We start from the raw sequence: 23707 nt of genomic DNA on the forward strand, positions 1-23707 counted from the left end.
TATGTTTTTTGAATTATAAATGCTCAAGTGCTATTATAACACCCACCCCAACCCCCATTAAACCCCACCACCATGCCACACATGTTAAATTTATCTGCTTTACGCGATGCCATTCAGTCTTTTAATTTTCAGTTATTGTTCGATGAATTAGGCTGGAATCGGGCTGAGAAAAAAAGACCGTTTTCTTTGTCGCTTGATGAATCTGATTTTTTGTGTCAGGCGATTGCGGAATTAGGACGGGTTCAGGTTTTTGTTATTCAGGCAAAAAATAATGCGTTTCCTCACGCTAAACAACGCGCCCAAATTGCACGGCAAATTACGGAATTTTATAGCGCGGAAAATGTGTTAATTTTTACGGATAAAAAAACTAAAGCTGTCTTTTTTTGGTTGAAACAAACAGAGAAAAATCCCGCACCACGTGAACATGTTTATTTTTGCGGCCAATCTGGCGATGCTTTAATGAGTAAATTGGCTTCGCTTTGGGTCGATTATTCAGAGTTAAATCATGAGGGTGATTTGTCTTTATTAGAAGTTTTAAAACGACTTAAAAAGGCTTTGGATATTGAACCCGTTACTAAAAAATTCTATGCCGAATTCGCTAATTTATTAGATGAATTTGTGGCGCATATTCACGGCATTCCTCATGAACATGATAAACGTTGGTATGCGTCGGTTTTGGTGAATCGCATTATGTTTATTTGGTTTTTGCAGAAAAAAGGCTTTTTAGACCATGGTAATCGTGATTATTTACCCTGTTATTTAAATTTGTTTCAAGAAAAACAAACTGATATTTTTTATCCTCAATTCCTACGAATTTTGTTTTTTGAAGGCTTCGCTAAACCCGCCGCAGAACGCTCCGAAAAAGCCGCATGTTTGGGGCATATTCCTTATTTGAATGGCGGATTGTTTTTAGAGCATGTTTTAGAAGTGCGTTATCGAGATACGTTAATAATTCCTGATCAGGCTTTTTTACGGTTGTTTAAATTGTTTGATAATTATTCGTGGAGTTTAGATGATTCGCCGACGGGAAATGATAATGAAATTAATCCTGATGTCTTAGGTTATATTTTTGAGAAATATATTAATCAAAAAGCCTTCGGTGCTTATTATACGCGACGAGAAATCACTGAATATTTGTCTCAACAAACGATTCACCGTTTAATTTTAAATCGGCTTAATTCACCTGAAATTCCTGATGTGTGTGAGGCGATTGCTTTTGATGGAATAGATGAATTATTGACGCATCTTGATGGTTCTTTAAAAAATCGCTTATTGTCTCAAGTATTGCCTACGTTAAAATTACTCGATCCCGCGTGCGGATCGGGCGCGTTTTTGGTCGCGGCAATGAAAACTTTAGTGGATATTTATCAAGCCGCTTATGCCACGCATCTTTCTACACATGAATTGTACGAAATTAAAAAGCAAATTATTACGCATAATTTATTCGGTGTGGATATTATGGATGAAGCCACCGAAATCGCTAAATTACGCTTGTTTTTGGCCTTGGTTGCGTCGGTGGAAAAAGCAGATGATTTAGAGCCTTTGCCTAATGTGGATTTTAATATTATGGCGGGGCATTCTTTAATCGGTTTACTTTCGGTGGATGGTAAAGAATTTGATCAGTTTTCTTTGCTTGAAAAAGATAAAGTATTGTCTTATTCGCAATTATTAACTGAAAAAAATCGCATGATTGCTTTATATCGAGAAGCAACTTTGTTTAGTAAAGATTTACGGCAATTACGCGAATCAATTGAACAAGCCAGAGAAAAAGCGCAATTGGTGTTAAATCAGTTATTGTTAAATGAGTTTAATGCTTTAAAAATTAAATTTGAACAAGCCACTTGGGATGAGGCGAAAAATAAGGAAGGTAAGCCCATAAAAAGAATATTAACTCTTGCAGATATTGAGCGGTTACGGCCATTTCATTGGGGCTATGAATTTAGCGAGGTTTTTGCACAAGGCGGCTTTGATGCCATTATCGCTAATCCGCCTTGGGATACTTTTAAGCCGAATGGTAAGGAATTTTTTAGTTCTCATGCAGAATCGATTAGTAAAAATAAAATGTCTATTAAGGATTTTGAGAAAGAACAAAGCAAATTGTTACAAGATTCCGCGCTTAAAAAAGCATGGTTGGATTATTTAAGTCAATTTCCATATATCAGTGAGTTTTTACGCAAAACATCACAATTTAAGTTTCAATCCGCGCTCGTTAATGGAAAGAAAACAGGCAGTGATTTGAATTTGTATAAATTATTTGTTGAGCAAAGTTTTAATTTATTGCAAAAAGGCGGCGTGTGCGGAATTGTGATTCCCAGTGGAATTTATACCGATTTAGGCGCGACAGGTTTACGGCATTTGTTGTTTGAAGAGACAAAAATTAATGATTTATTTGGATTAAGCAATGAAAAATTTATTTTTGATGGCATTCATCATTCTTTTAAATTTTGTTTATTAACTTTTGAAAAAGGTTTAAAAACCACTGATTTTTATTCAGCTTTTCGGATAAATCCAAGAGAAGCAATTAAAATTGATAAATTGCTTGATTTTCTACATGATAGAAATGAGCATGTTAAATTATCTGTTGATTTAGTTAAAAAATTATCTCCAGATTCTCACTCCATTATGGAGTTTAAATCAATATTAGATGTGCGAATTGCCGAGAAAATGTTGCGTTTTCCGCTATTAGGAGAATCGTTAGATAACACTTGGAATTTAAAATTAACTCGTGAATTTGATATGACTAACGACAGTCATTTATTTAAAACTGAATCAGGCGCGGGACGCTTGCCGCTTTATGAAGGTAAAATGATTCACCAATTCACGCATTTATGGGGAAATGCAAAATATTGGCTTGATGAACAAGAAACAAGACAAACTTTATTGGGTAAAAAACCAGATAATGGGCAGTTATTGGATTATCAAAATTATCGTTTAGGATTTCGACGAATTGCAAGCAGTACAAACGAACGAGCAATGATCGCAACCATTCTACCTAAAAATAACTTTGCTTCAGAATCTTTTAATCTTTCTGAGGGGCAATTTTTAGAAAATTCAGAATTGCTATTTTTAGTTTCTGTATTTAATAGTTTTGTTTTTGACTACTTTCTGAGACAAAAAATTTCTGCAAATTTAAATATGTTTTATGTTTATCAAATGCCCGTTCCTCGCCTAACTGCAAACGATGCTATTTTTAAAGAAATCGTTTATCGTGCGGCGTGTTTAATTTGCACCACGACGGAATTTGACGACTTAAAAAACACCCTAAACCAACAATCAATTAAAGCTATTACAGCCGCTATTGATCCCGACACTCGCCTACAACTCCGCGCCGAATTAGATGCCATTATCGCCCATTTATACGGCCTGACAGAACACGAATTGCAACATGTTTTAAATAGTTTTCCCCTCATTGAAGAACGGTTTAAAAAAATGATTTTAAGTGAATTTTTAAAAACAGAACAACATCTTTTTGTCTGAATCAGAATTAAAGAATAAAAAATCTGCTTTGAAAATTCTTTGCCAAAAGGAAATAAACATGAAAAATATTTACTTAGAAGTGGATGAACAAGCCTATGAAACAATTTTAGCGTTTATCAAACTTCTCCCTCCCCAACGTTGTAGAGTTATTGAAGAAGAAAATGATGATTTAACAGAAGAAGAAATCACTCATATTAACAATTGCCGCGCCGAAATTGCACAAGGCGATTATAGTCAATTTGATGAATGGGAAATGGTCAAATGAGTTATCGTTTGCTACTTCATAAAACAGTGACTAAATTTATTCAAAAATGTCAAGAAAAACAACAACAAGAAATAGGCAAAAAATTTGAGTTGCTAAAAGAAAATCCTTATGATCATCCGCAACTAGATATACCAAAAAGATATGATTCATAGAATCCTTAATTTGTCAGAATCAGAATTTACAGACACAAAAATTTTCAAAATTTATTCTTGTAAGTCGTTTATTTTAAACAGATTTTTTATTCTTTAATTCTGAAAATCTTAAAATTCTGTAAATTCTGATTCTGACAGAAAAATTTTATGAATGACTTAATTTTGGTATAGCAAGAGAGAGCAGTAGAAATGTGAAAAATCTAAATAATTTTAGTGGCCGAATATTTTTGCTTAACGACTTATCACTGGATTAAGGAATGAATGATGAAATTACCATTTACCAAAATGCAAGGATTAGGCAATGACTTTGTCGTGATCGAATCATTGACCACTCCGCGAGAACTCACACCAGAACAAATTCGTTTCCTAGCCAATCGTCATTTTGGCGTGGGTTGCGATCAGGTCTTGTGGGTGGGCGCGAGTGAACAGGAAGGCGTGGATTTTACGTATCGTATTTTTAATGCCGACGGTGGAGAAGTATTTCAATGTGGCAATGGTGTACGTTGTTTTGCGCGTTACGTGTTTGACAAAGGCTTCACCACAAAAACAAATTGTGTAGTACAAACTAAAGCGGGTATTATGCGTCCTGTATTAGAGCCAGATGGTTTAGTGACCGTAGAAATGGGACAAGCGCGTTTTTTACCCGCCCAAATTCCCCTGCGCACTTCAGAACAAGCCACCCGCTACCAATTGGATGTCGCGGGAGAAACGGTAGAATTTGGTGCCGTGTCTTTGGGTAATCCTCATGCAGTGTTACAAGTGGATTCCGTAGACACCGCGCCTGTGGACAGTTTAGGACGTTTGTTAGAATCACATCGTTTTTTTCCCGAACGGGTCAATGTGGGTTTTATGGAGGTAATATCTGCGTCAGACATTCGTTTACGGGTATTTGAGCGCGGCGTGGGCGAAACGTTAGCGTGTGGCAGTGGCGCGTGTGCGGCGGTGATCATTGGGCGTTTATGGTCAAAATTGTCAGACACCGTAACGGTACAACTCCGTGGCGGAGAATTACGTATTCGATGGTCAGGAGACATCAACAGCCCTATTTGGATGACAGGCCCCGCAGTGACCGTATTTGAAGGAGTCATTGAACTGTAAGGTTCTGCTTGGCATCCCCTTAACCCACCGTTTAAACAATAAAAATTTCTTATTTTTCCAAAATAAGGCTATGATCAGAGGTAAATATTAGTATTTTGGAATGTTAGAAAATAATTATTCTATCTGTCAATAAGGAGCTTTTATGTCTCTGGAAGACATCCCTGTTAGTGTAGAACGTTCAATCTCTCCCGCTTATTTTTCTACGGGTAACACCCTGCCGTTGTTGCATGAAATCAGTCACGCTTTAGCCCGCCTGTTGCGAGAAAATGAGCCGACCGTGCTGGATTTGCGTAGTTTACCGTTATCCCCGGCTGATGATGAACAATTACGCCAACATTTAGGTGTGGGCGAAATTACGGTGCAATTAGACAGTTTAGGAAAAAGTGAAATTTGGGAAACGCAATTTCCTGCGGTATGGTGGATTGAACACTTTAATGATCACAATGAACTGATGGGGCGTTATTTAGAAATAAACTGGATACCTGCCATTATTCAAGCTCCTCCTGAAGATGTTGAAGAGGGCTTAATGCGTTTGCAAGAAAAACTATTAAATAATAATAATTAGGACATTGTGATTTATCTTTATTTTAAACCCTAACCCTGACCGTCAACTCATTATTTCATAGGAGGAACTATGGTCACAAAAACCATCGGGGAACACTTGCGAAGTCAAGGAATTAGCCGCCGAGGTTTCTTGAAATTCTGTACGGGCATGGCATCGATGATGGCGTTACCGCCGTCAATGGTGCCGAGAATCGTACAAGCAATGGAAAACACGCCCAGACCTTCAGTGATCTGGTTATCTTTTCAAGAATGTACAGGCTGTACGGAATCTATTACTCGTTCTGCAAGTCCCACCTTAGAAAGTCTAATTTTTGATAGCATTTCTCTTGATTATCATCACACCTTATTTGCTGCTTCTGGTGATGGCGCGGAACATGCGCGTGAAGAAGCCATGCAAAAGCATAAAGGCGAATATTTATTGATCGTGGATGGTTCAATTCCGTTGGGAAATCCGGGTTATTCTACTGTTGCGGGCGAGAGCAATCTGGACATATTGAAACACGTGGCAAAAGATGCGGCGGCGATTATTGCGATTGGGACGTGTGCGGCCTATGGCGGCATTCCCAAAGCCAACCCTAATCCCACTGGTGCGGTTTCTGTCGAAGATATTATTAAAGACAAGCCGATTATTAATATTCCCGGTTGTCCTCCGATTCCCGTTGTGATGACAGCGACAATTGTGCAGTTGGTTGCTTTTGGATTACCTGCAATGGAATTGGATCATTTGAAGCGTCCGTTGTCGTTTTTTGGGCAGAATATTCATGATCGTTGTTATCGTCGTCCGTTTTACGATAAAGGTTTATTTGCGGAAACGTTTGACGATGAGGGCGCGAAACGGGGGTGGTGTTTATACAAAGTGGGTTGTAAAGGCCCCACCACGTACAACGCTTGTGCGACAACAAAGTGGAATGGGGGCGTGAGCTTTCCGATTGAAGCGGGACATGGTTGTTTGGGTTGTTCTGAGCCGAATTTCTGGGATGCGGGCAGTTTTTACAAAGCCTTATCCGTGCCAATCTCCGATATTCCGCGCACAGTGGCTTATGGTGCGGCGGCGGGGGCGGCGATTGGTTTGGGTGCGGCGGCATTAAATGCCCAGAAAAAAGCCAAAGCCGTCTCACAACGTGAAGTCGTCACGATCAATGACTTAGAACGGGAGGAGAAATGAGTAACGTTGACTTCTTGATATGGGTTCGTGGCACAGGATTTGAGATTGCCTTTATTATTTTTGCGATGGGCATGTTATGGCGCGTGTTAGAAATTGTTTTAATGGGGAGAAAGCCAGATTATTCCGAACCGCGTCCCGGTAATCCTGTTCTGGGTGGATTAACCACTGTTTTTACCCGCACCGTGTCGGCAAAAGGAACTTTTGATAAAGCCCTTTTAACGGTGGTATTGGGTTATGTTTTTCATATTGGATTTTTTATTATCCTATTGCTTTATATTCCTCATATTTTGTTTTTTGAGAGCGTTTTAGGTTTTTCGTGGCCGGGTTTACCGTCGCCGATAGTGGATGCCATTACGGTAATGACTTTATTGGCTTTATTGTGGGTGTTAATTCGTCGGGTAACGGATCCGTTATTGCGCTTTTTATCGACTCCGCAAGATTATCTGGTATGGTTTTTAACGTTTCTGCCGATTTTAACGGGTTATATGGCATATCATCATTTGGCTTTGCCTTATATCACGATGTTAGCGATTCATTTATTAAGCGTGCAGTTGCTGATGATTGCGTTTCCTTTTACTAAATTAATGCACGCGGTTACGTTATTTATAGCCCGTTATTACAACGGTTATATGAACGCCAGAAAAGGAGTAAAAGTATGAGCGCGGCCAGTTTTGAACGGGGTTATAATGCGTTAAAAGCCCAAATTGATGCGCCCATTGCCAGTTATTTCCAAAGTTGTGTGCATTGTGGCATTTGTGCGTCGGCTTGTTTATTTTATGAAGAGACGAAAGACCCTAAATATACTCCCATTCATAAATTAGAACCGATGCGTAAAGTATGGGAGCAAGAATATACCTTATGGGGACGTTTAATGTCGGCGGTTGGTTTGCGTAAGAAACTGACTGATGACGAATTAGCCGAGTGGCAGGAATTGATTTATAACTCTTGTACCTTATGTGGACGTTGTTCGCTGGTGTGTCCGGTGGGCAATGACATTGTGTACATGGTGCGACGCATTCGGGAAGGCATGGTGGCCGCGGGTCACGCGCCTGAAGGCTTGATCGGCGCGTCGAAACGTGCGGTGACGATTGGCAGCCCGATGGGGGTGCGTTTGCCTGCTTTGGAAGCGCAAATTAAACGCTTAGAAAAATCCACTGATCTGAAGATTAATATGGATAAATCAGATGTGGATTATTTGGTGTTATTGTCATCAATGGAAATTATGAATTTCCCTGAGTATTTAGAAGCGATTGCCCGCATTATGCGCCATGCAGGAAAATCTTGGACATTGAGCAGTAAAGCCTTTGAAGCGACGAATAGCGGCATTCAAATTGGTTCTTTCGATATTGCCAAAGAATTGGTGTCAAGAGTGGTGAATGCGGCCGAAGAATTGCGCGTGAAAACGGTGATTAGTCCAGAATGCGGCCATGCTTATACGGCAATTCGTTGGGAAGGACCTAATTTAATGGGGCGGCCGTTTAAATTTAAAGTCCAACATATTTTAGAAGTATTGGACGATTTGCGTGAGCAAGGTTTGTTAAAAACAGAAGGTTTTGCCGAAGGGCGCATGACATTCCATGATCCGTGTCAATTGGTGCGGCGCGGCGGGGTAGAAGAACCGCCACGGCGTTTAATGAACATGGTGGTAAAAGACTTTGTGGAAATGCCTGACGCGGGCAAATGGAACTGGTGTTGTGGTGGAGGCGGCGGCGTTTCTTCTAATGAAGATGCTGAAGAATTGCGCACTAAAGCTTTTAAGATTAAAGTCGATCAAATTAAGCCATTAAAAGTGGATAAATTGGTGACGGCGTGCGCGAATTGTCGCATTATTTTTGAAGAAGGCTTAGAAGCCTATCAAATGGAGGATTTACCCGTGATCGGTTTGACGGAAATGTTAGCCGAACATTTAGTTGAAACGAAAGGAGAAAGCGCATGAATCAGCGTGTCGTCGTTGATCCCATTACTCGCATTGAAGGGCATTTAAGAATTGAAGCCCAAATGGGAGAAGACAATACTATCCAATCCGCTTATTCTTCGGGAACTTCAGTACGCGGTTTAGAATTGATTTTGCGCGGGCGTGATCCGCGTGATGCGTGGGTTTTTGCGCAACGGATTTGTGGCGTATGTACGTTGGTGCATGGTATGGCTTCTGTGCGTGCCGTAGAAGATGCGTTGGATTATGACATTCCACCGAATGCGCAATTGATTCGTAATTTGATGATTGGTGCGCAATATATTCACGACCATGTGATGCACTTTTATCATCTTCATGCGTTAGATTGGGTGGATGTGGTGTCTGCGTTAAATGCTGACCCTAAAGCCACGGCGGAATTGGCACAATCGATCAGTTCCCATCCGAACTCTTCTCCGGGTTATTTTAGCGACACGCAAAATAAGCTAAAGAAATTCGTAGAAAGTGGTCAATTGGGTATTTTTTCTCAAGGCTATTGGGGACATCCTGAATATCGTTTGCCTGCCGAGGCGAATTTATTAGCGGTTTCGCATTATTTAGAAGCCTTAGCGTGGCAAAGAGAAGTGGCGAAATTACACGCGATTTTCGGCGGTAAAAATCCTCATCCTAATTTTGTTGTGGGCGGTGTGCCTTGTCCTATTGATCTGAATTCTGACTCGGCATTGAACAGTAAGAAATTGTCAGAAGTCAGTAAATTAATTGATCTGATGCAAACCTTTGTGGAACATGTTTATGTTCCTGATACGTTAGCCATTGCCAGTTTTTATAAAGATTGGTTTAAAAAAGGCGAAGGTTTGGGGAATTTCATGACTTATGGCGATTTCCCGATCAGTGGTTTAAATGGTCAAAATGATTTGTTAATTCCTGCGGGCGTGATTTTAAATCGGGATTTATCCACGGTGCATCCTTTGGATTTAAATGATCCAGAGCAAGTGCAGGAATTTGTGGCTCATGCGTGGTACGATTACAGTGTGGGTAAAGATCAAGGTTTGCATCCCTACGATGGCGAAACCAACCTAAATTACACCGGGCCAACGCCGCCTTACAAGCAGTTAGAGGTGGAAAAGGAATATTCTTGGTGTAAATCGCCGCGTTGGCGTAATCATTCGGTAGAAGTCGGGCCATTGGCGCGGATGCTGATGTTGGTGGCGACGGGCAACGAAGCGGCTAAGGAGTTGGTCAACAGTACCTTGAGCCGTTTGGAATTACCTGTAGATGCTCTGTATTCAACAATGGGACGCACGGCCGCCCGCACGTTGGAAACGAAGTTAATCGCCGATATGATGCAAGCGTGGTTTCGCCAGCTTTCCACTAATATTAAGAATGGCGACACAAAAACGTTTAATGATCGCTTGTGGGATCCGTCCACGTGGCCGAAAACGGCTAAAGGGGTGGGTTTTATGGAAGCTCCGCGGGGCGGTTTGGGACATTGGATTGTGATTGAAGATGGGAAAATCTCGAATTATCAAGCGGTTGTTCCCAGCACGTGGAATTCAGGCCCCCGCGACGCGCAAGGTGTTCCCGGTGCCTATGAAGCCGCATTACAAGGTCATCCCTTGCACGATGCCAAGCAGCCCTTAGAAATTCTACGTACCATTCACAGTTTCGATCCTTGCATTGCCTGCGCGATTCATCTGCACGATGCCGATGGAGAAGAGAATATTCTGCAAATTCAAGCCTGCTAAATTGGGGTGGGGTTTTCTTCCTCCTCTTTCGGGGTTTTTTGGCCGGGGGAGGGGGGTGGGATTTCTTAATGATCTCTTGAGACGCAGAATTGGGAAAAGATTGACGGCTATAATCCATTGGATTATGCTTTATACTATGCAAACCATAGTAGAACTTCCAGAATTCCTCAGAAAATCAGATATGTTGCTCAGTGACTCAGAAAAGCAATATGTTATAGATTATCTGGCCTTTCATCCAGCGTCAGGCGACATGATGCAGGGTACTGGTGGTGTTCGTAAATTAAGGTGGTCTGCTCAGGGTAAAGGGAAAAGCGGTGGTGTGCGAGTCATCTATTACTACCATGGTAAATCCGTACCCTTATTTTTGTTGACCATATTTGGTAAAAGTGAAAAAGCTAACCTTACTAAAAGCGAGCGTAATGCTTTGGCTAAATTTGTATTAGTCCTTCTTGAAAATTATGGAGATTAAAATGACTAAGGCATTTGAAAGTATTAGACAAGGACTTACTGAAGCAATAGAATTTGCAAAGGGTAACAAAGAAAAAGCAATAGTGCATGAATTTACTCCTATTGATGTTAAGAATATTCGAGTTAAAGTTGGCATGTCTCAAAGCGAATTCGCATCAGCATTCGGTATAAGTGTCAGCACATTACGCCATTGGGAACGCGGAGATCGGACACCTCGTGGGGCCGCATTGGTTTTATTGAATATCGTGGCAAAAGAACCAAAAGCAGTTTTAAGAGCGTTGCAATCAGCAGAAGTAAATAGTGAGAAGACTTTGTGTGAGTCAGTTGTTTAAGAAATTGGAAAGAGTTAATTTTTTAATTCTTTTTTTCAAAGCCCAATATTTTAGTGTGAAAGCAAAATATTGGGCTTTATTATTTACCAAAAACCATAGAAATTAAAAACGCCCCCCTTTTTCAACCGTGACGCGAAAAATACGAAATTTCCCCACAAACCTATACGCATCTTAGGTGCAGATATGGGATCAATAGATTGTTTTTTTGTTAAAATCTAAGGGTTGCGGGACAGCAGAAAAGCTGATATTGAATTGCGCCCTAAATCCCACCATTCTACTATATAATCTCGTCCCCAAGTGCCACTTGGGGAGCGATCTTGGCCGCCTCGCGGTCAATACGGGACTCAAACAGCAAGGATGCAACGTATCCAAAAGACGGTATTCCCAAGTGGCACTTGGGAGCGAGATGAATAAAGTGTTTTTGCGAATTTATTTGTTTTTTCATTCGCCATAACACTAAAAAAATAGATCACCATTAGGAGGAGATTCTCATGGCCACAAAATATGTCTATTCGTTTCAAGAAGGCGATGGCAAAAATAAAAAATTACTCGGTGGTAAAGGTGCGAATTTATGCGAAATGACCCAAATGGGATTAAACGTCCCGCCGGGGTTTGTGATTAGTACTGAAGCCTGTTTGCGCTACCTTGACGATAAGGCTTTGCCCAGCGAATTAATGGCCGACGTGCGCCAACACATTCAAGCCCTAGAAAAAGCCACCAATAAAGGATTTGGCGATGCCAACAATCCCTTATTGGTTTCAGTGCGTTCAGGTTCTGCCATTTCAATGCCGGGCATGATGGATACGGTGTTGAATTTGGGCTTAAATTCCCAAACTTTGCAAGGTCTCATTAAGCACACCAATAACGAGCGATTTGGCTATGATTCTTATCGTCGTTTTATCCAATTATTTGGCAAAGTTGCCTTAGGCGTACCGGACGAGGCTTTTGATGAACATTTTGAAGCCGTGAAAAAGCGAGTGTGGGCTAAATACGATGTCGCTTTAGGTGTGCCAGAATTGAAGGAAATTTGCGACTTATTTTTACAAGTGGTGCGGGAGCGCACGGGTCGCCCATTTCCCGAAGATGTTTTTGAACAATTAGAAATTGCCATTCAAGCGGTATTTAATTCGTGGTCGGGACGGCGTGCGGTGGATTATCGCCGCGAATTCCATATTACTCCAGACATGGCCAACGGGACAGCGGTGAATATTGTCACAATGGTGTTTGGTAATATGGGCAATGACAGTGCGACGGGCGTAGGTTTTACGCGCAATCCCGGCACCGGTGAAAATCAAATGTATGGCGAATACCTTGTGAATGCGCAAGGGGAAGACGTAGTCGCAGGAATTCGCACGCCCAAACCGGTGCAGGACATGGAAGCAGAAATGCCCAGCATGTACCAGCAATTGGTGGAACTGCGTAATAAGTTAGAACAACATTATCGAGAAGTGCAAGATTATGAATACACTATTGAAAAAGGTGTTTTGTATTGCTTGCAAACCCGTAACGCCAAAATGAACGCCACAGCGATGGTGCGCACGTCGGTAGAAATGGTGCAAGAAGGTCTGATTACGCAACATCAAGCCCTTTTGCGTGTGAATCCAGAGCATTTAGAGCAACTGTTACACCCGCGTTTAGACCCTGAACGCACCGCTGCACCTTTGGCACAAGGTTTACCTGCATCACCGGGCGCGGCTTCCGGTAAATGTGTATTTGATGCCGATCATGCGGAAATTCTCGGCCGAGCGGGCGAAAAAGTGATTTTAGTGCGTGAAGAGACCAAACCAGAAGATATTCATGGCTTTTTCGCCGCACAAGGTATTTTAACCAGTCGCGGCGGTAAAACATCACATGCCGCAGTTGTCGCACGAAGCATGGGTAAACCGTGCGTAGCGGGTGCGGAAGGTATTCATGTGGACACGCGGGCGCGAGAAGCGATTATCGGTGATACTGTTTTACACGAAGGTGATATTGTCACGATTGATGGCAGTTTGGGTCATGTTTACCTCGGTGCCATTCCCACGATCCCGCCTAAATTCTCTGAAGAATTAAAGACGTTACTGTCTTGGGCCGATAGTGTCGCCCAATTAAAAGTCATGTCCAACGCTGACACGCCCGAAGCGGCCGCCAAAGCAGTTGAATACGGTGCAATGGGCATCGGTTTATGTCGTACTGAACGCATGTTTAACGCCAGTGATCGTTTACCGATTGTGGTTGAAATGATTTTGGCCAATACGCCGAAAGAACGCCAAGTGGCTTTAGATCGCTTGTTGCCCATTCAACGTGCTGATTTTTATGAATTATTTAAGGCAATGGCACCGCGTCCTGTCACGATTCGTTTGTTAGACCCACCGATGCACGAATTTTTACCTACTGAAAGTGAGCTGGTAGAACAATTGGAACACCTGCGCCATTTACAAACCACGGTGCAGGGAATGTCTAATTTAATGAGTACCTTACGTTTGATGTCAGATGTCACTGTGCCGCAGAATTTGCCTGCGCCGTTCGACTTGAGCGGGGAAGATTTGATCAAGCAAGGCTTGATGAAACGGGAACAAATGCTGCGTAAAGTGCGGGAATTATACGAAGTTAATCCGATGTTGGGACATCGGGGAGTGCGTTTAGGTATCACTTATCCTGAAATTTACGCCATGCAAGTGCGGGCGATTTTAGAAGCGGCTGCGGATTGTATGCGTGACAATGTCCCTGCAAACGTAGAAGTGATGGTACCACAAGTGGTGACATTACAAGAATTACGTCACGTAAAACAAATTGTCAATGATACACAAACCGAAGTCGAACAACAACGCGGTGTGAAGTTAAACTTCAAATTCGGAACGATGATCGAAGTGGTGCGGGCGTGTATGCGTGCAGGACAATTGGCAGAAATTGCAGAATTTTTCTCCTTTGGCACCAATGACTTAACACAAGCCACTTTCTCATTTTCTCGTGAAGACGCTGAGAACAAGTTTTTACCCTTGTATATCGAACATGGGTTGTTACGCGACAATCCTTTTGAAGTGTTAGATGTAAACGGAGTCGGCCAACTCATGGCCATGACGGTAGAATGGGGACGCAAAAACCGCGCAGGCTTAAAAGTCGGCATTTGCGGCGAACAAGGTGGACATCCCGCCTCGATTCGATTCTGCCATCACATTGATTTAGATTACGTGTCTTGTTCTCCCCACCGCGTCCCCATTGCGCGTTTAGCCGCGGCTCATGCGAAATTGTTAGAGGATAAATATGTAGTGGAATAATGGGTTAGGCTGTTTTTATCGCTAAATATTTAGCGATAAATTCTTAATTCACAAAGCATGGTTTGACTCAAAGCATCTTGCTTGAGCCAAGCCATTCTTTCCAAACTTGGTTCTAATAAAATGAAATGAGCATTCAAATTCTTGAAAACATGCCGCACAGCTTGAAATTACGTTCTTCTAATCTACTAGGACTTTCAATTTTATTGATTTTTATTCTTTTTATTTTCTTAATCAGTGGTGTCATGTTATTTCTATCGGTTGTGCATTTTGGAGAAAAATGGTCTATTTTAATAGGTTCTTTAAGCCTATTTTTTACTGTGATTAGTGCGTTGACAATACGTTGGATATTGTTTCCTGGTCATCATGCTTGCATTTTACATTTTGATCAGACTATAAAAAAATTAAACCTTTATCCCCAGTCCATTTTCGGAAAGCAGCCTGTTGAAAAAATTCCTTTCGTGCAATTAGAGAAAATTGAATTTAAGGAAGAACTCCATACAGATGATAACTACGAAGAATATTTTACTTATACGCTTAATCTGAAGGCAAAACACAAATTTATCTCGACTACCGCCGCCACGTGGCTTTTGTTGTGGAGTCAGGCTAAAGAATCTCAGCGTCATGAAGTGGAAGAATTGGCGCACCTGATTTCTAAAATCACCGAAATTCCCTGCACTTTCTCCACAGACAAGCCGTTGCCAGACGGTTTTAGCGGCTGAATATTATCGCGTCCCGATTGTAGAATAATGGGCAGCTTTGAATTTGTCAGAAATTAAGATTTAAATTCTGGTGAATTTGTTTGGTTATTTTTTTGAAATAAAAGGCTAACCCCCTCCACCGCCCCCCACAATTCCTCATGCACATTATTCAAACCATGATCACTGTCCAAAGCGCGACATTGCACCCATGGACGAGTGGCTGCAAAGGCTTGAGAATGGGCAAAAGGCACGACTTCATCCTGAATTCCATGCAGAATTAAAGTGGGAATTGGACGAGTTAATTCATCATCGCAATAATTTGCCATATCCGTGATAAATTCATAACTTAATGTTTCTAACCGCTCATAGCCATAATGATAAATGGGCAATTCACCTTTTTCTCGCCAAATTCGCATTTGTTCCGCGCCAATTAATTGCTGACAACGCGAAAAAAATTGCAACGCCGGCGCAAACAAAATTAAACGAGTCACCACAGGATATTGCGCCGCTAACCACAACGCCGTTAATCCACCTAAACTAGAACCAATCACAATATTTTCTGCATTTGGATGTAAATATTCGGCCGCTTGCTTAATTTGTCGTGACAACGTTAAATGATAAAAATCAGGTTGATTTAAATCAGGCACGTGGCAAATTAAACCTTTTTCAGCAAATTTTTGCCGAAAAAAACGCGCTTTATGAGAATCAGGACTCGATGCCCAACCGTGTAAATAAAGATAAGAACTTGACATGAGAATTTGATAAAAATTTATAATGAAGAAGAGGTATTAACTTGAGAATGATGCTGAAACGCTCTTAATTGTTTCAACACAAATTGACCAATTTCAGGATCAATACCACAACTGGCATTTTCAAAGGCTTGCACCACATGTTGATCCGAAAATAACGCATCTTGACCAAAAACAGGAGTCATATTACGATTAGGCATCGATTCGCCGTCGTCTATACAAGAATGCTCAAAACCATGACGCGCATCCCAAGAAATCACCCGCTCCCGACCTCTCCTGTCATAGCAAAGTTGAAAACTTAATATGTCGCCGTTTAAATCTTGCCAAGTAAATAAATCAAAATAACTGTTTTGAAACCAACGTTTAATGCGGTCAGATTCATCTTGTCGATGTACTGTGATTTCTTTAAGCATATTATACGTCCTTGTGGTTCAAGTGATATTTGCCATAAAATCTCCGCAAATATTTTTTTAATATTCTGCCTTTTATAACACACATTAAGCACCAAATAAAAATGATATTTAACACTTAATGTGCTTTACAAAGTACAATAAAACTATTTGGCTATTTCAGCGTTATCAGCCATCGGTTTTTGTTCCAAATAGCCCAACAATCGCTCGGCGGGAACATAACCCGGCACCAATTCGCCACTTTCCAAAACCATCGCAGGCGTTCCCGTCACCCCGACTTGCTGTCCCAAAGCCAAATGCGCCTCCAATGGATTGTCGCACTTTTTCTCTGGTACAGGTTTACGTGCTTTGGCATCGGTCATGGCTTGTTGTGTATTATCAGCGCACCAGACGGATTCCATTGTGTTGTAGGTTTTTGAACCCTTGCCCGCCCGCGGATAAGCCAAATAACGCACTTTTACCCCGCCTGCATTCAATTTAGGCACTTCGTCGTGTAATTTCGCGCAATAAGGACAATCCACATCCGTAAAAATGTTAATCGTATGCTTTACGTCACCTTCTGGCGCAAAAACCACCATTTCAGCTTCTTTTGCAGTGGCCATTGCCGTTTTACGCAAACCATTACGGGTATTGTCGGTTAAATTTTCGCCCGTTAAAGTGTCCCGAACCTCACCGATAAACAAATGATGACCGTCTTCACTGACATAAAACACGTCTGAACCCAAAATAATCTCATAAAAACCTGCCACTTTCTCAGCAGAAATCTGTGCTTTTGGCGTTAAATCGGCTTGAAAGGTGCGAAATAAAGCCTCTTTAACCGCTTCAGGAAAGGCTGAAGCCGTGGGGGCTGTCGTGGGTGTCAGTGTGGGGACAGGAACGGCTGGGGCGGTTTCTGCCGTTTTTACTTCTTCGACAACAGGATCAACCGCTTCTGCGGCTTCTACCGCTTGTTTTTCTGTGGTTTCGGTGGCTACTGTTTCCACCGCTTCTGGTGTTTCCGCCGTTTCGGTGGGCGCAGTTTGGGCGTAAATCACACCCGAAAAAGGCAGCAATGACAACATTCCCCACATCGCTAATCGATGACGAATAGACATAACATTAAACCTCAAATAATTTTGTTAATCTCGAAAATTCGTAAATTGCAAAGGCAAGCCAAAATCATGGGCTTTCAAGAGCGCAATAGCCTCTTGCAAATCATCACGTTTTTTACCCGTGACACGCACTTGATCGCCTTGAATGGTGGCTTGTACTTTTAGCTTACTCTCTTTGATGTGTTTTACCAATATTTTGGCCACATCACTGTCAATTCCTTGTTTGACTTTCACGGCTTGCGAAGCGCGTAAATTCTGAACCACTGGCGTTTCAGGCGACAAAGCCCGCAGATCAATCCCGCGTTTTGTGACTTTTTTGTACAGAATATCTAGCATCTGCTCCAATTGAAACGCACTTTGGGCATGTAAACAAAGGTCGGACTCTTGGCGTTCCACTCGTGCATCCGCCCCTTTAAAATCAAAACGGCTGTCAATTTCTCGATTGGCTTGATCCAGAGCATTGCTCAATTCATGTTGATCTAATTCAGAAACAATGTCAAATGAAGGCATAAAAAAAATCCGTATTAATTTGGGAATAACCTGAGTATAAAACTGGTTATTCCCAATTCCTAAAAAATTATAAATTGCCTAAAATAGCCCGTTTCACCGCATCTAATTCAGCAGGAATGGTTAAAACAGGACGAGTGCTTTGTTTGATGGCGGTGTCGGGGTCTTTCAAACCGTGTCCTGTGAGCGTACACACGACGGTGCTGCCTTCGGGAATGCGTCCGCGTTCGATGTCGCGTAGCGCACCAGAAACCGATGTGGCCGAGGCGGGTTCACAAAAAATCCCTTCTTTTTCGGCCAATAATTTTTGTGCGGCTAAAATTTCAGCATCGCTACACTCGTCAAACCAACCGTTAGACTCTTCTTGTACACGCCATGCTTGTCCCCAACTTTGGGGGTGGCCGATGCGAATGGCCGTAGCCACAGTTTCTGGATTATCCACCATTGCACCGCGCAAAAATGGCGCAGAACCGCTGGCTTGATACCCTACCATTTTGGGACGGTTGCCCGTGATTCCACCACCAAAACGACAATGACCTTCACAAAAAGCACAGGCGTGTGTAACAATTTCGTCATCCCGACGAGAGTATTCGCAATACCCAATCCAATGTGCTGTAATATTTCCTGCATTCCCCACAGGCAAACAATGGTAATCTGGCGCACGCCCTAACTCTTCTACAATTTCAAACGCGGCCGTTTTTTGTCCTTGTAAACGATAAGGATTAATCGAATTCACAATAGTAACAGGAGCTTCTTCGGCCACTTCTTTAACCAATTTCATACCCGCATCAAAATTGCCTTGCACTTGTAAAACAATAGAACCGTGCATCATGGCTTGTGCCAATTTGCCTTGTGCGATTTTTCCTTCTGGAATCAAGACAAAAGCCGTGATTCCTGCTCGTGCCGCATAAGCAGCCGCCGCGGCTGAAGTATTTCCAGTTGAAGCACAAATAATGGCACGACTGCCTTCTTCCACCGCTTTGGTGACCGCCATTGTCATACCGCGATCTTTAAACGATCCCGTGGGGTTGAGTCCTTCATATTTCACGTAAATATCTACTTCTTTGCCCAACATTTTGGGAATGTGGTGCAAGCGAATCAGCGGCGTGTTGCCTTCTCCTAAACTAATAATACGAGTATCGTCGTGAATCGGTAAACGATCTCGATACCGATCAATTAATCCCGTATAACGTTGGCGAAAAGTCATTCTTCATAGTTCCTTCGGTTTGTAATATTAAAAAAAGCCCAACCCTTGACAATGTCGCATAAGACACCATTAATCCGTCGAGGCGGCCATGAAAATCAGGTGAAAAAAAGCCTGATTCGCTTTACACTAGACCTGTTTTTAAGGTCAAATCTTGAATGAAGATTAAAAAAATTCATGCGTGCGTTTTATTATGACGCGATTATTGCAAATTCCAACAAAGGAGTCTTTTTTATGACGGATATTATGCAACTGCTGGGTCAAGAAGCGGAATCATTGTTAGATTATCAATGTAAAGCCATTCCCAAAGAGCAGCTTCATTTACCTAATCCTCATTTTGTGGATCAAACCTTCAGCAGTCATAACCGTAAACCCACCGTTTTACGTAATTTGCAAACCTTATTTAATCACGGTCGTTTAGCGGGAACGGGTTATTTGTCCATTTTACCTGTGGATCAGGGGATTGAACACTCAGCAGGGGCATCTTTTGCGCCCAATCCGATTTATTTTGATCCTGAAAACATTGTGAAGTTGGCGATAGAGGGGGGATGTAATGCGGTGGCTTCGACGTTGGGCGGGTTAAGTTCGGTGTCGCGTCGTTATGCCCATAAAATCCCGTTTTTGGTCAAGTTAAATCACAATGAAATTTTATCGTATCCCACAACTTATGATCAAACCTTCTATGCTACCGTAGAACAAGCCTTTGATATGGGTGCGGTGGCGGTGGGGGCGACGATTTATTTTGGTTCTCCCGAATCGCGGCGACAAATCACTGAAGTGATGGAAGCGTTTAAGCGGGCGCATGATTTGGGGATGGTGACAGTATTATGGGCTTATACTCGTAATAATGCTTTTAAAAAGGACGGCGTAGATTATCATGTTTCTGCCGATTTAACGGGTCAAGCCAATCATATTGCCGTGACCATTGAAGCGGATATTGTCAAGCAAAAGATGGCTGAAAATAATGGCGGTTATAACGCGATTAATTTTGGCAAAACTCACCCCAAAGTCTATAGCGAATTAACGACGGATCATCCCATTGATTTGGTGCGTTATCAAGTGGCGAATTGTTATATGGGGCGAGTGGGCATGATTAATTCTGGCGGCGAGTCAAAAGGCAGTGGCGATTTAGCCCAAGCCGTGCGCACTGCGGTGATTAATAAGCGTGCAGGCGGTATGGGTCTGATTTCCGGCCGCAAAGCCTTCCAACGCCCAATGAAAGACGGTGTAGCGATTCTAAACGCGATTCAAGACGTGTATTTGTCTAAATCTGTGACCATTGCGTAATTGGTTTTAAAACTCAGGCTGTGCTTTTTGGGGCGGCCTGGGGTTTGATATGTTGTGGGAGAAGGGTACAGCCGATGTGAATATTGAAATTATTTCACGAATTGATGATAATCTTCAGAGAAATATTTGGAGATTAGTGATTGTCATTGATAAGGCGAAAAGCGCGCTTTTTTGGGCGCGCTTTGATTGGATTGTTTATTTTATTCATTCAAAATAATGCTGCACGATTGCCATCACAGGCCAATAAAAGAAAAACAAAGAAATGAATGACCAAAGCACTATATATACTACTGATATTTTTTTCTCTTTATGGCAAAGCTGAATGATTTCCGTATCTAATTCTTTCGTATTGGGATCGAAGATGAGGGAGGGATAATAAAGCGCATGCGTGGGAGTAAGGCAAAATTTACGGGTTTCTTTCTGTATCAATTGCCCGTAAACCGTTAAAGTTGTTTCTGCGTTAAAAATAGCTTCTATCAAGTGATATTTGCTATAACGAGCATCCGCTTTTTCTTGACAATATTCAGGACATTTTTCTTGTTCCTTATGCTCAAGATAAACAGACACATGACCTTCTTTATAAAAAGAACTCAGGTCAATTTCTAATTCAAGATCATTGTCCTTACTTTTTAAGTAAATAACAGGAGCAGATTGCGCTTCAAAAATAGTTTTTTTATGGGTTTTCATTCCCTTATTTGGTTTCTTCTCTTTACTTTCCCATTGTGCAATGACTTGGGATTGAAAAAAAAGACCATTCATACCAAATAAAGGTGAAGTAGATAATGTATTTTTACCGCTTAATCGCCCAGAAAACAGCACATAACAATCAACATATTCAGGGCTGGCAATGGGAGCGTTTTTTAAATGGGTTAAAATAAAATGATGCGTTTTAATAACCCGATAATTCTTTGTTATCGCCCTCAAATAAATGAGGGCAATAACGGATATTATTATAACAGACGGCGCAACAACGGCAAATGAATAACTATCCATTGTTATTATTACCGTTATTATTGTTGTTGTTATTATTATTACTGCTGTCTGCCTCAACTCCAAAAAAGAAAGAAAAACCCACTGTTGCAGCAACCCCTGTTGCGACTGGCGAAAATGTGCCAGCCACCGCCGCAGGCGTTCTGGCTGCGCCCAGATAATATTCTGGGTCTAAGGTACTGATTTTGCGCCCATCAAAACGCAAATAATCCGCTTTAGCATATTGATCCGCCGTGTTTTCTATGGTGCTGACTTGGTCGGCAATAAAAAAATACAGCGAAGAATGTCTAAACAGCACATAAGCCAATTGTCCATTTTCGCTTAAATGGCGAATAATCTTGTCTTTTAACACATCACGTGCCGTTTTTAAAGCCAACAATCCTAAAAATAAATCCGTTTTCTTTTCTAAAACAGAATATTCAATTGCTTGTGTCATGAGAAGTCTCCTGCCAAAAAAACTCAAGGTTTTGAAAAGGTAAATTAATTGCCTGAATATGATAAAACGCATTTTTCTTGTGTTTAAGATAATGGTAATCACGCAGGGCTTTGGTGGTAATAAACAAGTTATTCTTAATGTCTGGTAAATAAAAATGAGCGTGTAATTTTAAAATAGGCGCAATATCAATAATCCAATAATTACCTTCCACTGTTGCATGTTTAATGCACGATGAATAATGTAAAAGATAATCAAAAATATGCTCTTGTTTTTGTCGTTTTTCATCGCCATAAATGACTGTGGTGTTTCTCAATAACATAAGATGTAAATGGTTATTGATTATATCATCTGTCGCAAGAGTAAACGTGTCTTGATGAATGCCTAAATAAATTTCGCTATTGACATCTAAAAACTCCATGTCATATTCCGTTTTTAAAATAGCCGATTGCAAATAATAACGGCTATGATCAATCTGCAAAAAGAATAAATCATCACGGTATAAATCTCGCAGAATCGGATCGTTATCAATTAATGCGGCTAAACTGTTTTCAGGCGCAATAATTTCTGGCGTAAAAACTTGGGTTTTCTTGCGATGAATCACTGATAATTGTTTTAAATTATTTCGCAATAAAAAACGCTGCACATAAATCGCCACTCGATCCGCTGGCCACGGTGGGTATTTATCGGCTGCATCTTGATACATGACTTTTTGCAATTCGCAGGTGTAACTTTTCTTTAATTGGGTTTCATCTCGCACAAAAGTACAACCTGAATGGCAGTAAGCAATATAAGCGCATTGTTGGCATTCTGCATCAATATCTAAACGGTTTTCGTTGCGTTCAATGACTTTCCAACCATTGTTAATAATATCTTCAATATCATCAGTAAAAATATTGCCATAACGATAGTGAAGCGAAGATTGCCCCCTAGGGCAAGAATAAACATCACCATTGGCTTGTAACAAAAAGAATTTATTGCCACAATTAGGCGCGGAACAACAATATTCGGGTGTGAATTCTTTAAACCATTCTTGATAAAAAGCCTGTTCTAATGGCGTGTGAAGAAAAGCCTTTTTAATGGCTTGATAAAATTCCACTTGTTGCGCGGGCGTTAGCATTTCTGTCCCTGCTATTTTCGCGGCAAATTTATCTTTATTTTGCGCAGAATCAAAACCAAACATAACATTAAATCGGCTCATGTCTAAACCAATTTCATCATGAAGATAATGAATATCCGCAATAAATGCGTCTATTGCATGGAAATGTGCTTGAGTTACTACGCAAGAAATCTTTTTACGATAGGGATATTGTGCCAATCGTTTTAATTGCATTAATATCTGAGGTAATGTGCTGCGATTTTTCTTATCACGACGGTATTGTTCATGTAATTGCAAGGGCAAATCTACACTGCCACTGATAGAAACTTGATGCTTTAAAAAAATATCGTAATGTTTATCAAATTGTAATAAATTAGTTTTTACATGAACAGGACTTATTTTAAAACCTAATTGTTGAATATCAGCGCGATATTTTTCATAATGTCCAGCGGCAATACTGAATAATTGATCTAAAATTGTACTGGGTAAAGTAGTGACTTCGCCACCGTGAAAAGATAAATTAAAAGGTAAATAGCCATTGGTTAATAATTTTTCTAATGCGACATCTAATATGTTTAATACTTGTGCGCTATCAATGGGCTGCTCGGTTAATTGTCCCAAATAGCAATAGTGACATCCCATATTGCAAAAAATAGTGGGTACATAAAGCAAATGTATGGGTTTTCTTACCGCTAACATTGTTGATCCCCTGATAAGTTGTTATGATTCGACGCTTATTAAGAATTTTAGATGGAATTAAACCTTTTCTGCAAATCATTGCAACAGATTTTTTTTACCCCATGA

Annotated in this window: 22 protein-coding genes; 14 read left to right on the top strand and 8 right to left on the bottom strand. The window is 41.1% G+C overall.

The features are described from left to right. Nucleotides 1–72 precede the first annotated feature (72 nt). From TPSD3_RS05955 to TPSD3_RS06010, 13 genes are all read left to right on the top strand, one after another. Nucleotides 73–3477: an Eco57I restriction-modification methylase domain-containing protein gene (locus TPSD3_RS05955; protein ID WP_245391535.1), complete on the top strand. Its 3405-nt coding sequence runs from the start codon at nucleotides 73–75 to the stop codon at nucleotides 3475–3477. Nucleotides 3478–3535: 58 nt separating this feature from the next. Next, complete coding sequence (locus TPSD3_RS05960) at nucleotides 3536–3742, top strand: hypothetical protein (protein WP_086487666.1); 207 nt, start codon at nucleotides 3536–3538, stop codon at nucleotides 3740–3742. Then, nucleotides 3739–3894, top strand: a complete 156-nt coding sequence (locus tag TPSD3_RS17485) for a hypothetical protein (RefSeq protein ID WP_176329757.1) — start codon at nucleotides 3739–3741, stop codon at nucleotides 3892–3894. Before TPSD3_RS05960 ends, TPSD3_RS17485 begins: the two co-directional genes overlap by 4 nt. Nucleotides 3895–4155: 261 nt before the next feature. Next, nucleotides 4156–4992, top strand: coding sequence for a diaminopimelate epimerase (gene dapF, locus TPSD3_RS05965; RefSeq protein WP_342587066.1), 837 nt, complete (start codon nucleotides 4156–4158; stop codon nucleotides 4990–4992). Between the two features lie 142 nt (nucleotides 4993–5134). Beyond that, a complete protein-coding gene (locus tag TPSD3_RS05970; protein WP_086487668.1) occupies nucleotides 5135–5557 on the top strand; it encodes a hydrogenase expression/formation C-terminal domain-containing protein in 423 nt (140 codons plus the stop codon). 69 nt (nucleotides 5558–5626) lie between these two features. Then, nucleotides 5627–6721 carry a hydrogenase small subunit gene (locus TPSD3_RS05975; RefSeq protein WP_086487669.1) on the top strand — a complete coding sequence of 365 codons (1095 nt, stop codon included), beginning with the start codon at nucleotides 5627–5629 and terminating at the stop codon, nucleotides 6719–6721. Further along, nucleotides 6718–7380, top strand: coding sequence for a hypothetical protein (locus TPSD3_RS05980; RefSeq protein ID WP_086487670.1), 663 nt, complete (start codon nucleotides 6718–6720; stop codon nucleotides 7378–7380). The genes TPSD3_RS05975 and TPSD3_RS05980 overlap by 4 nt, the downstream gene beginning before the upstream one ends. Beyond that, nucleotides 7377–8657, top strand: a complete 1281-nt coding sequence (locus TPSD3_RS05985) for a (Fe-S)-binding protein (protein ID WP_086487671.1) — start codon at nucleotides 7377–7379, stop codon at nucleotides 8655–8657. Before TPSD3_RS05980 ends, TPSD3_RS05985 begins: the two co-directional genes overlap by 4 nt. After that, a complete protein-coding gene (locus tag TPSD3_RS05990; RefSeq protein WP_086487672.1) occupies nucleotides 8654–10378 on the top strand; it encodes a nickel-dependent hydrogenase large subunit in 1725 nt (574 codons plus the stop codon). Before TPSD3_RS05985 ends, TPSD3_RS05990 begins: the two co-directional genes overlap by 4 nt. Before the next feature lie 136 nt (nucleotides 10379–10514). Further along, nucleotides 10515–10847: a type II toxin-antitoxin system RelE/ParE family toxin gene (locus TPSD3_RS05995; RefSeq protein WP_086488408.1), complete on the top strand. Its 333-nt coding sequence runs from the start codon at nucleotides 10515–10517 to the stop codon at nucleotides 10845–10847. A 1-nt stretch (nucleotide 10848) separates the two neighbouring features. Next, entirely contained in the window at nucleotides 10849–11178 is a 330-nt protein-coding gene (gene nadS / locus TPSD3_RS06000; protein WP_086487673.1) for a NadS family protein, read from the top strand. A 491-nt stretch (nucleotides 11179–11669) separates the two neighbouring features. Next, nucleotides 11670–14435 (top strand): pyruvate, phosphate dikinase, encoded by a 2766-nt coding sequence (ppdK, locus tag TPSD3_RS06005; RefSeq protein ID WP_086487674.1) that lies wholly within the window; start codon nucleotides 11670–11672, stop codon nucleotides 14433–14435. A 125-nt stretch (nucleotides 14436–14560) separates the two neighbouring features. Then, the gene (locus TPSD3_RS06010; protein ID WP_176329758.1) at nucleotides 14561–15154 is read left to right on the top strand and encodes a hypothetical protein; all 594 of its coding nucleotides are present in this window, start codon (nucleotides 14561–14563) and stop codon (nucleotides 15152–15154) included. 53 nt (nucleotides 15155–15207) lie between these two features. Here TPSD3_RS06010 and TPSD3_RS06015 read toward each other — a convergent pair whose 3' ends face one another. From TPSD3_RS06015 to thrC, 5 genes are all read right to left on the bottom strand, one after another. Continuing rightward, nucleotides 15208–15885 carry a YqiA/YcfP family alpha/beta fold hydrolase gene (locus TPSD3_RS06015; protein WP_086487676.1) on the bottom strand — a complete coding sequence of 226 codons (678 nt, stop codon included), beginning with the start codon at nucleotides 15883–15885 and terminating at the stop codon, nucleotides 15208–15210. Nucleotides 15886–15902: 17 nt separating this feature from the next. Beyond that, entirely contained in the window at nucleotides 15903–16295 is a 393-nt protein-coding gene (locus TPSD3_RS06020; protein ID WP_086487677.1) for a hypothetical protein, read from the bottom strand. 143 nt (nucleotides 16296–16438) lie between these two features. Continuing rightward, nucleotides 16439–17386, bottom strand: coding sequence for a DsbC family protein (locus tag TPSD3_RS06025; RefSeq protein WP_086487678.1), 948 nt, complete (start codon nucleotides 17384–17386; stop codon nucleotides 16439–16441). A gap of 24 nt (nucleotides 17387–17410) precedes the next feature. After that, a complete protein-coding gene (locus TPSD3_RS06030; protein ID WP_086487679.1) occupies nucleotides 17411–17893 on the bottom strand; it encodes a YajQ family cyclic di-GMP-binding protein in 483 nt (160 codons plus the stop codon). 67 nt (nucleotides 17894–17960) lie between these two features. Then, the gene (gene thrC / locus TPSD3_RS06035; protein ID WP_086487680.1) at nucleotides 17961–19097 is read right to left on the bottom strand and encodes a threonine synthase; all 1137 of its coding nucleotides are present in this window, start codon (nucleotides 19095–19097) and stop codon (nucleotides 17961–17963) included. Nucleotides 19098–19328: 231 nt separating this feature from the next. Here thrC and TPSD3_RS06040 point away from each other — a divergent pair, with 231 nt between their 5' ends. Next, nucleotides 19329–20381, top strand: a complete 1053-nt coding sequence (locus TPSD3_RS06040) for a class I fructose-bisphosphate aldolase (protein WP_086487681.1) — start codon at nucleotides 19329–19331, stop codon at nucleotides 20379–20381. A gap of 204 nt (nucleotides 20382–20585) precedes the next feature. On the opposite strand, the gene TPSD3_RS06045 is transcribed toward TPSD3_RS06040, so the two are convergent. From TPSD3_RS06045 to TPSD3_RS06055, 3 genes are read right to left on the bottom strand one after another with little or no spacing between them, the layout of a single operon-like run. Continuing rightward, nucleotides 20586–21374, bottom strand: a complete 789-nt coding sequence (locus tag TPSD3_RS06045; protein ID WP_086487682.1) for a hypothetical protein — start codon at nucleotides 21372–21374, stop codon at nucleotides 20586–20588. After that, nucleotides 21367–21807: a hypothetical protein gene (locus TPSD3_RS06050; protein WP_086487683.1), complete on the bottom strand. Its 441-nt coding sequence runs from the start codon at nucleotides 21805–21807 to the stop codon at nucleotides 21367–21369. The genes TPSD3_RS06045 and TPSD3_RS06050 overlap by 8 nt, the downstream gene beginning before the upstream one ends. Then, complete coding sequence (locus TPSD3_RS06055; protein WP_086487684.1) at nucleotides 21791–23602, bottom strand: radical SAM protein; 1812 nt, start codon at nucleotides 23600–23602, stop codon at nucleotides 21791–21793. Before TPSD3_RS06055 ends, TPSD3_RS06050 begins: the two co-directional genes overlap by 17 nt. Nucleotides 23603–23707: the final 105 nt, after the last annotated feature.

It is taken from the genome of Thioflexithrix psekupsensis, assembly GCF_002149925.1.
Lineage (GTDB): Bacteria > Pseudomonadota > Gammaproteobacteria > Beggiatoales > Beggiatoaceae > Thioflexithrix > Thioflexithrix psekupsensis.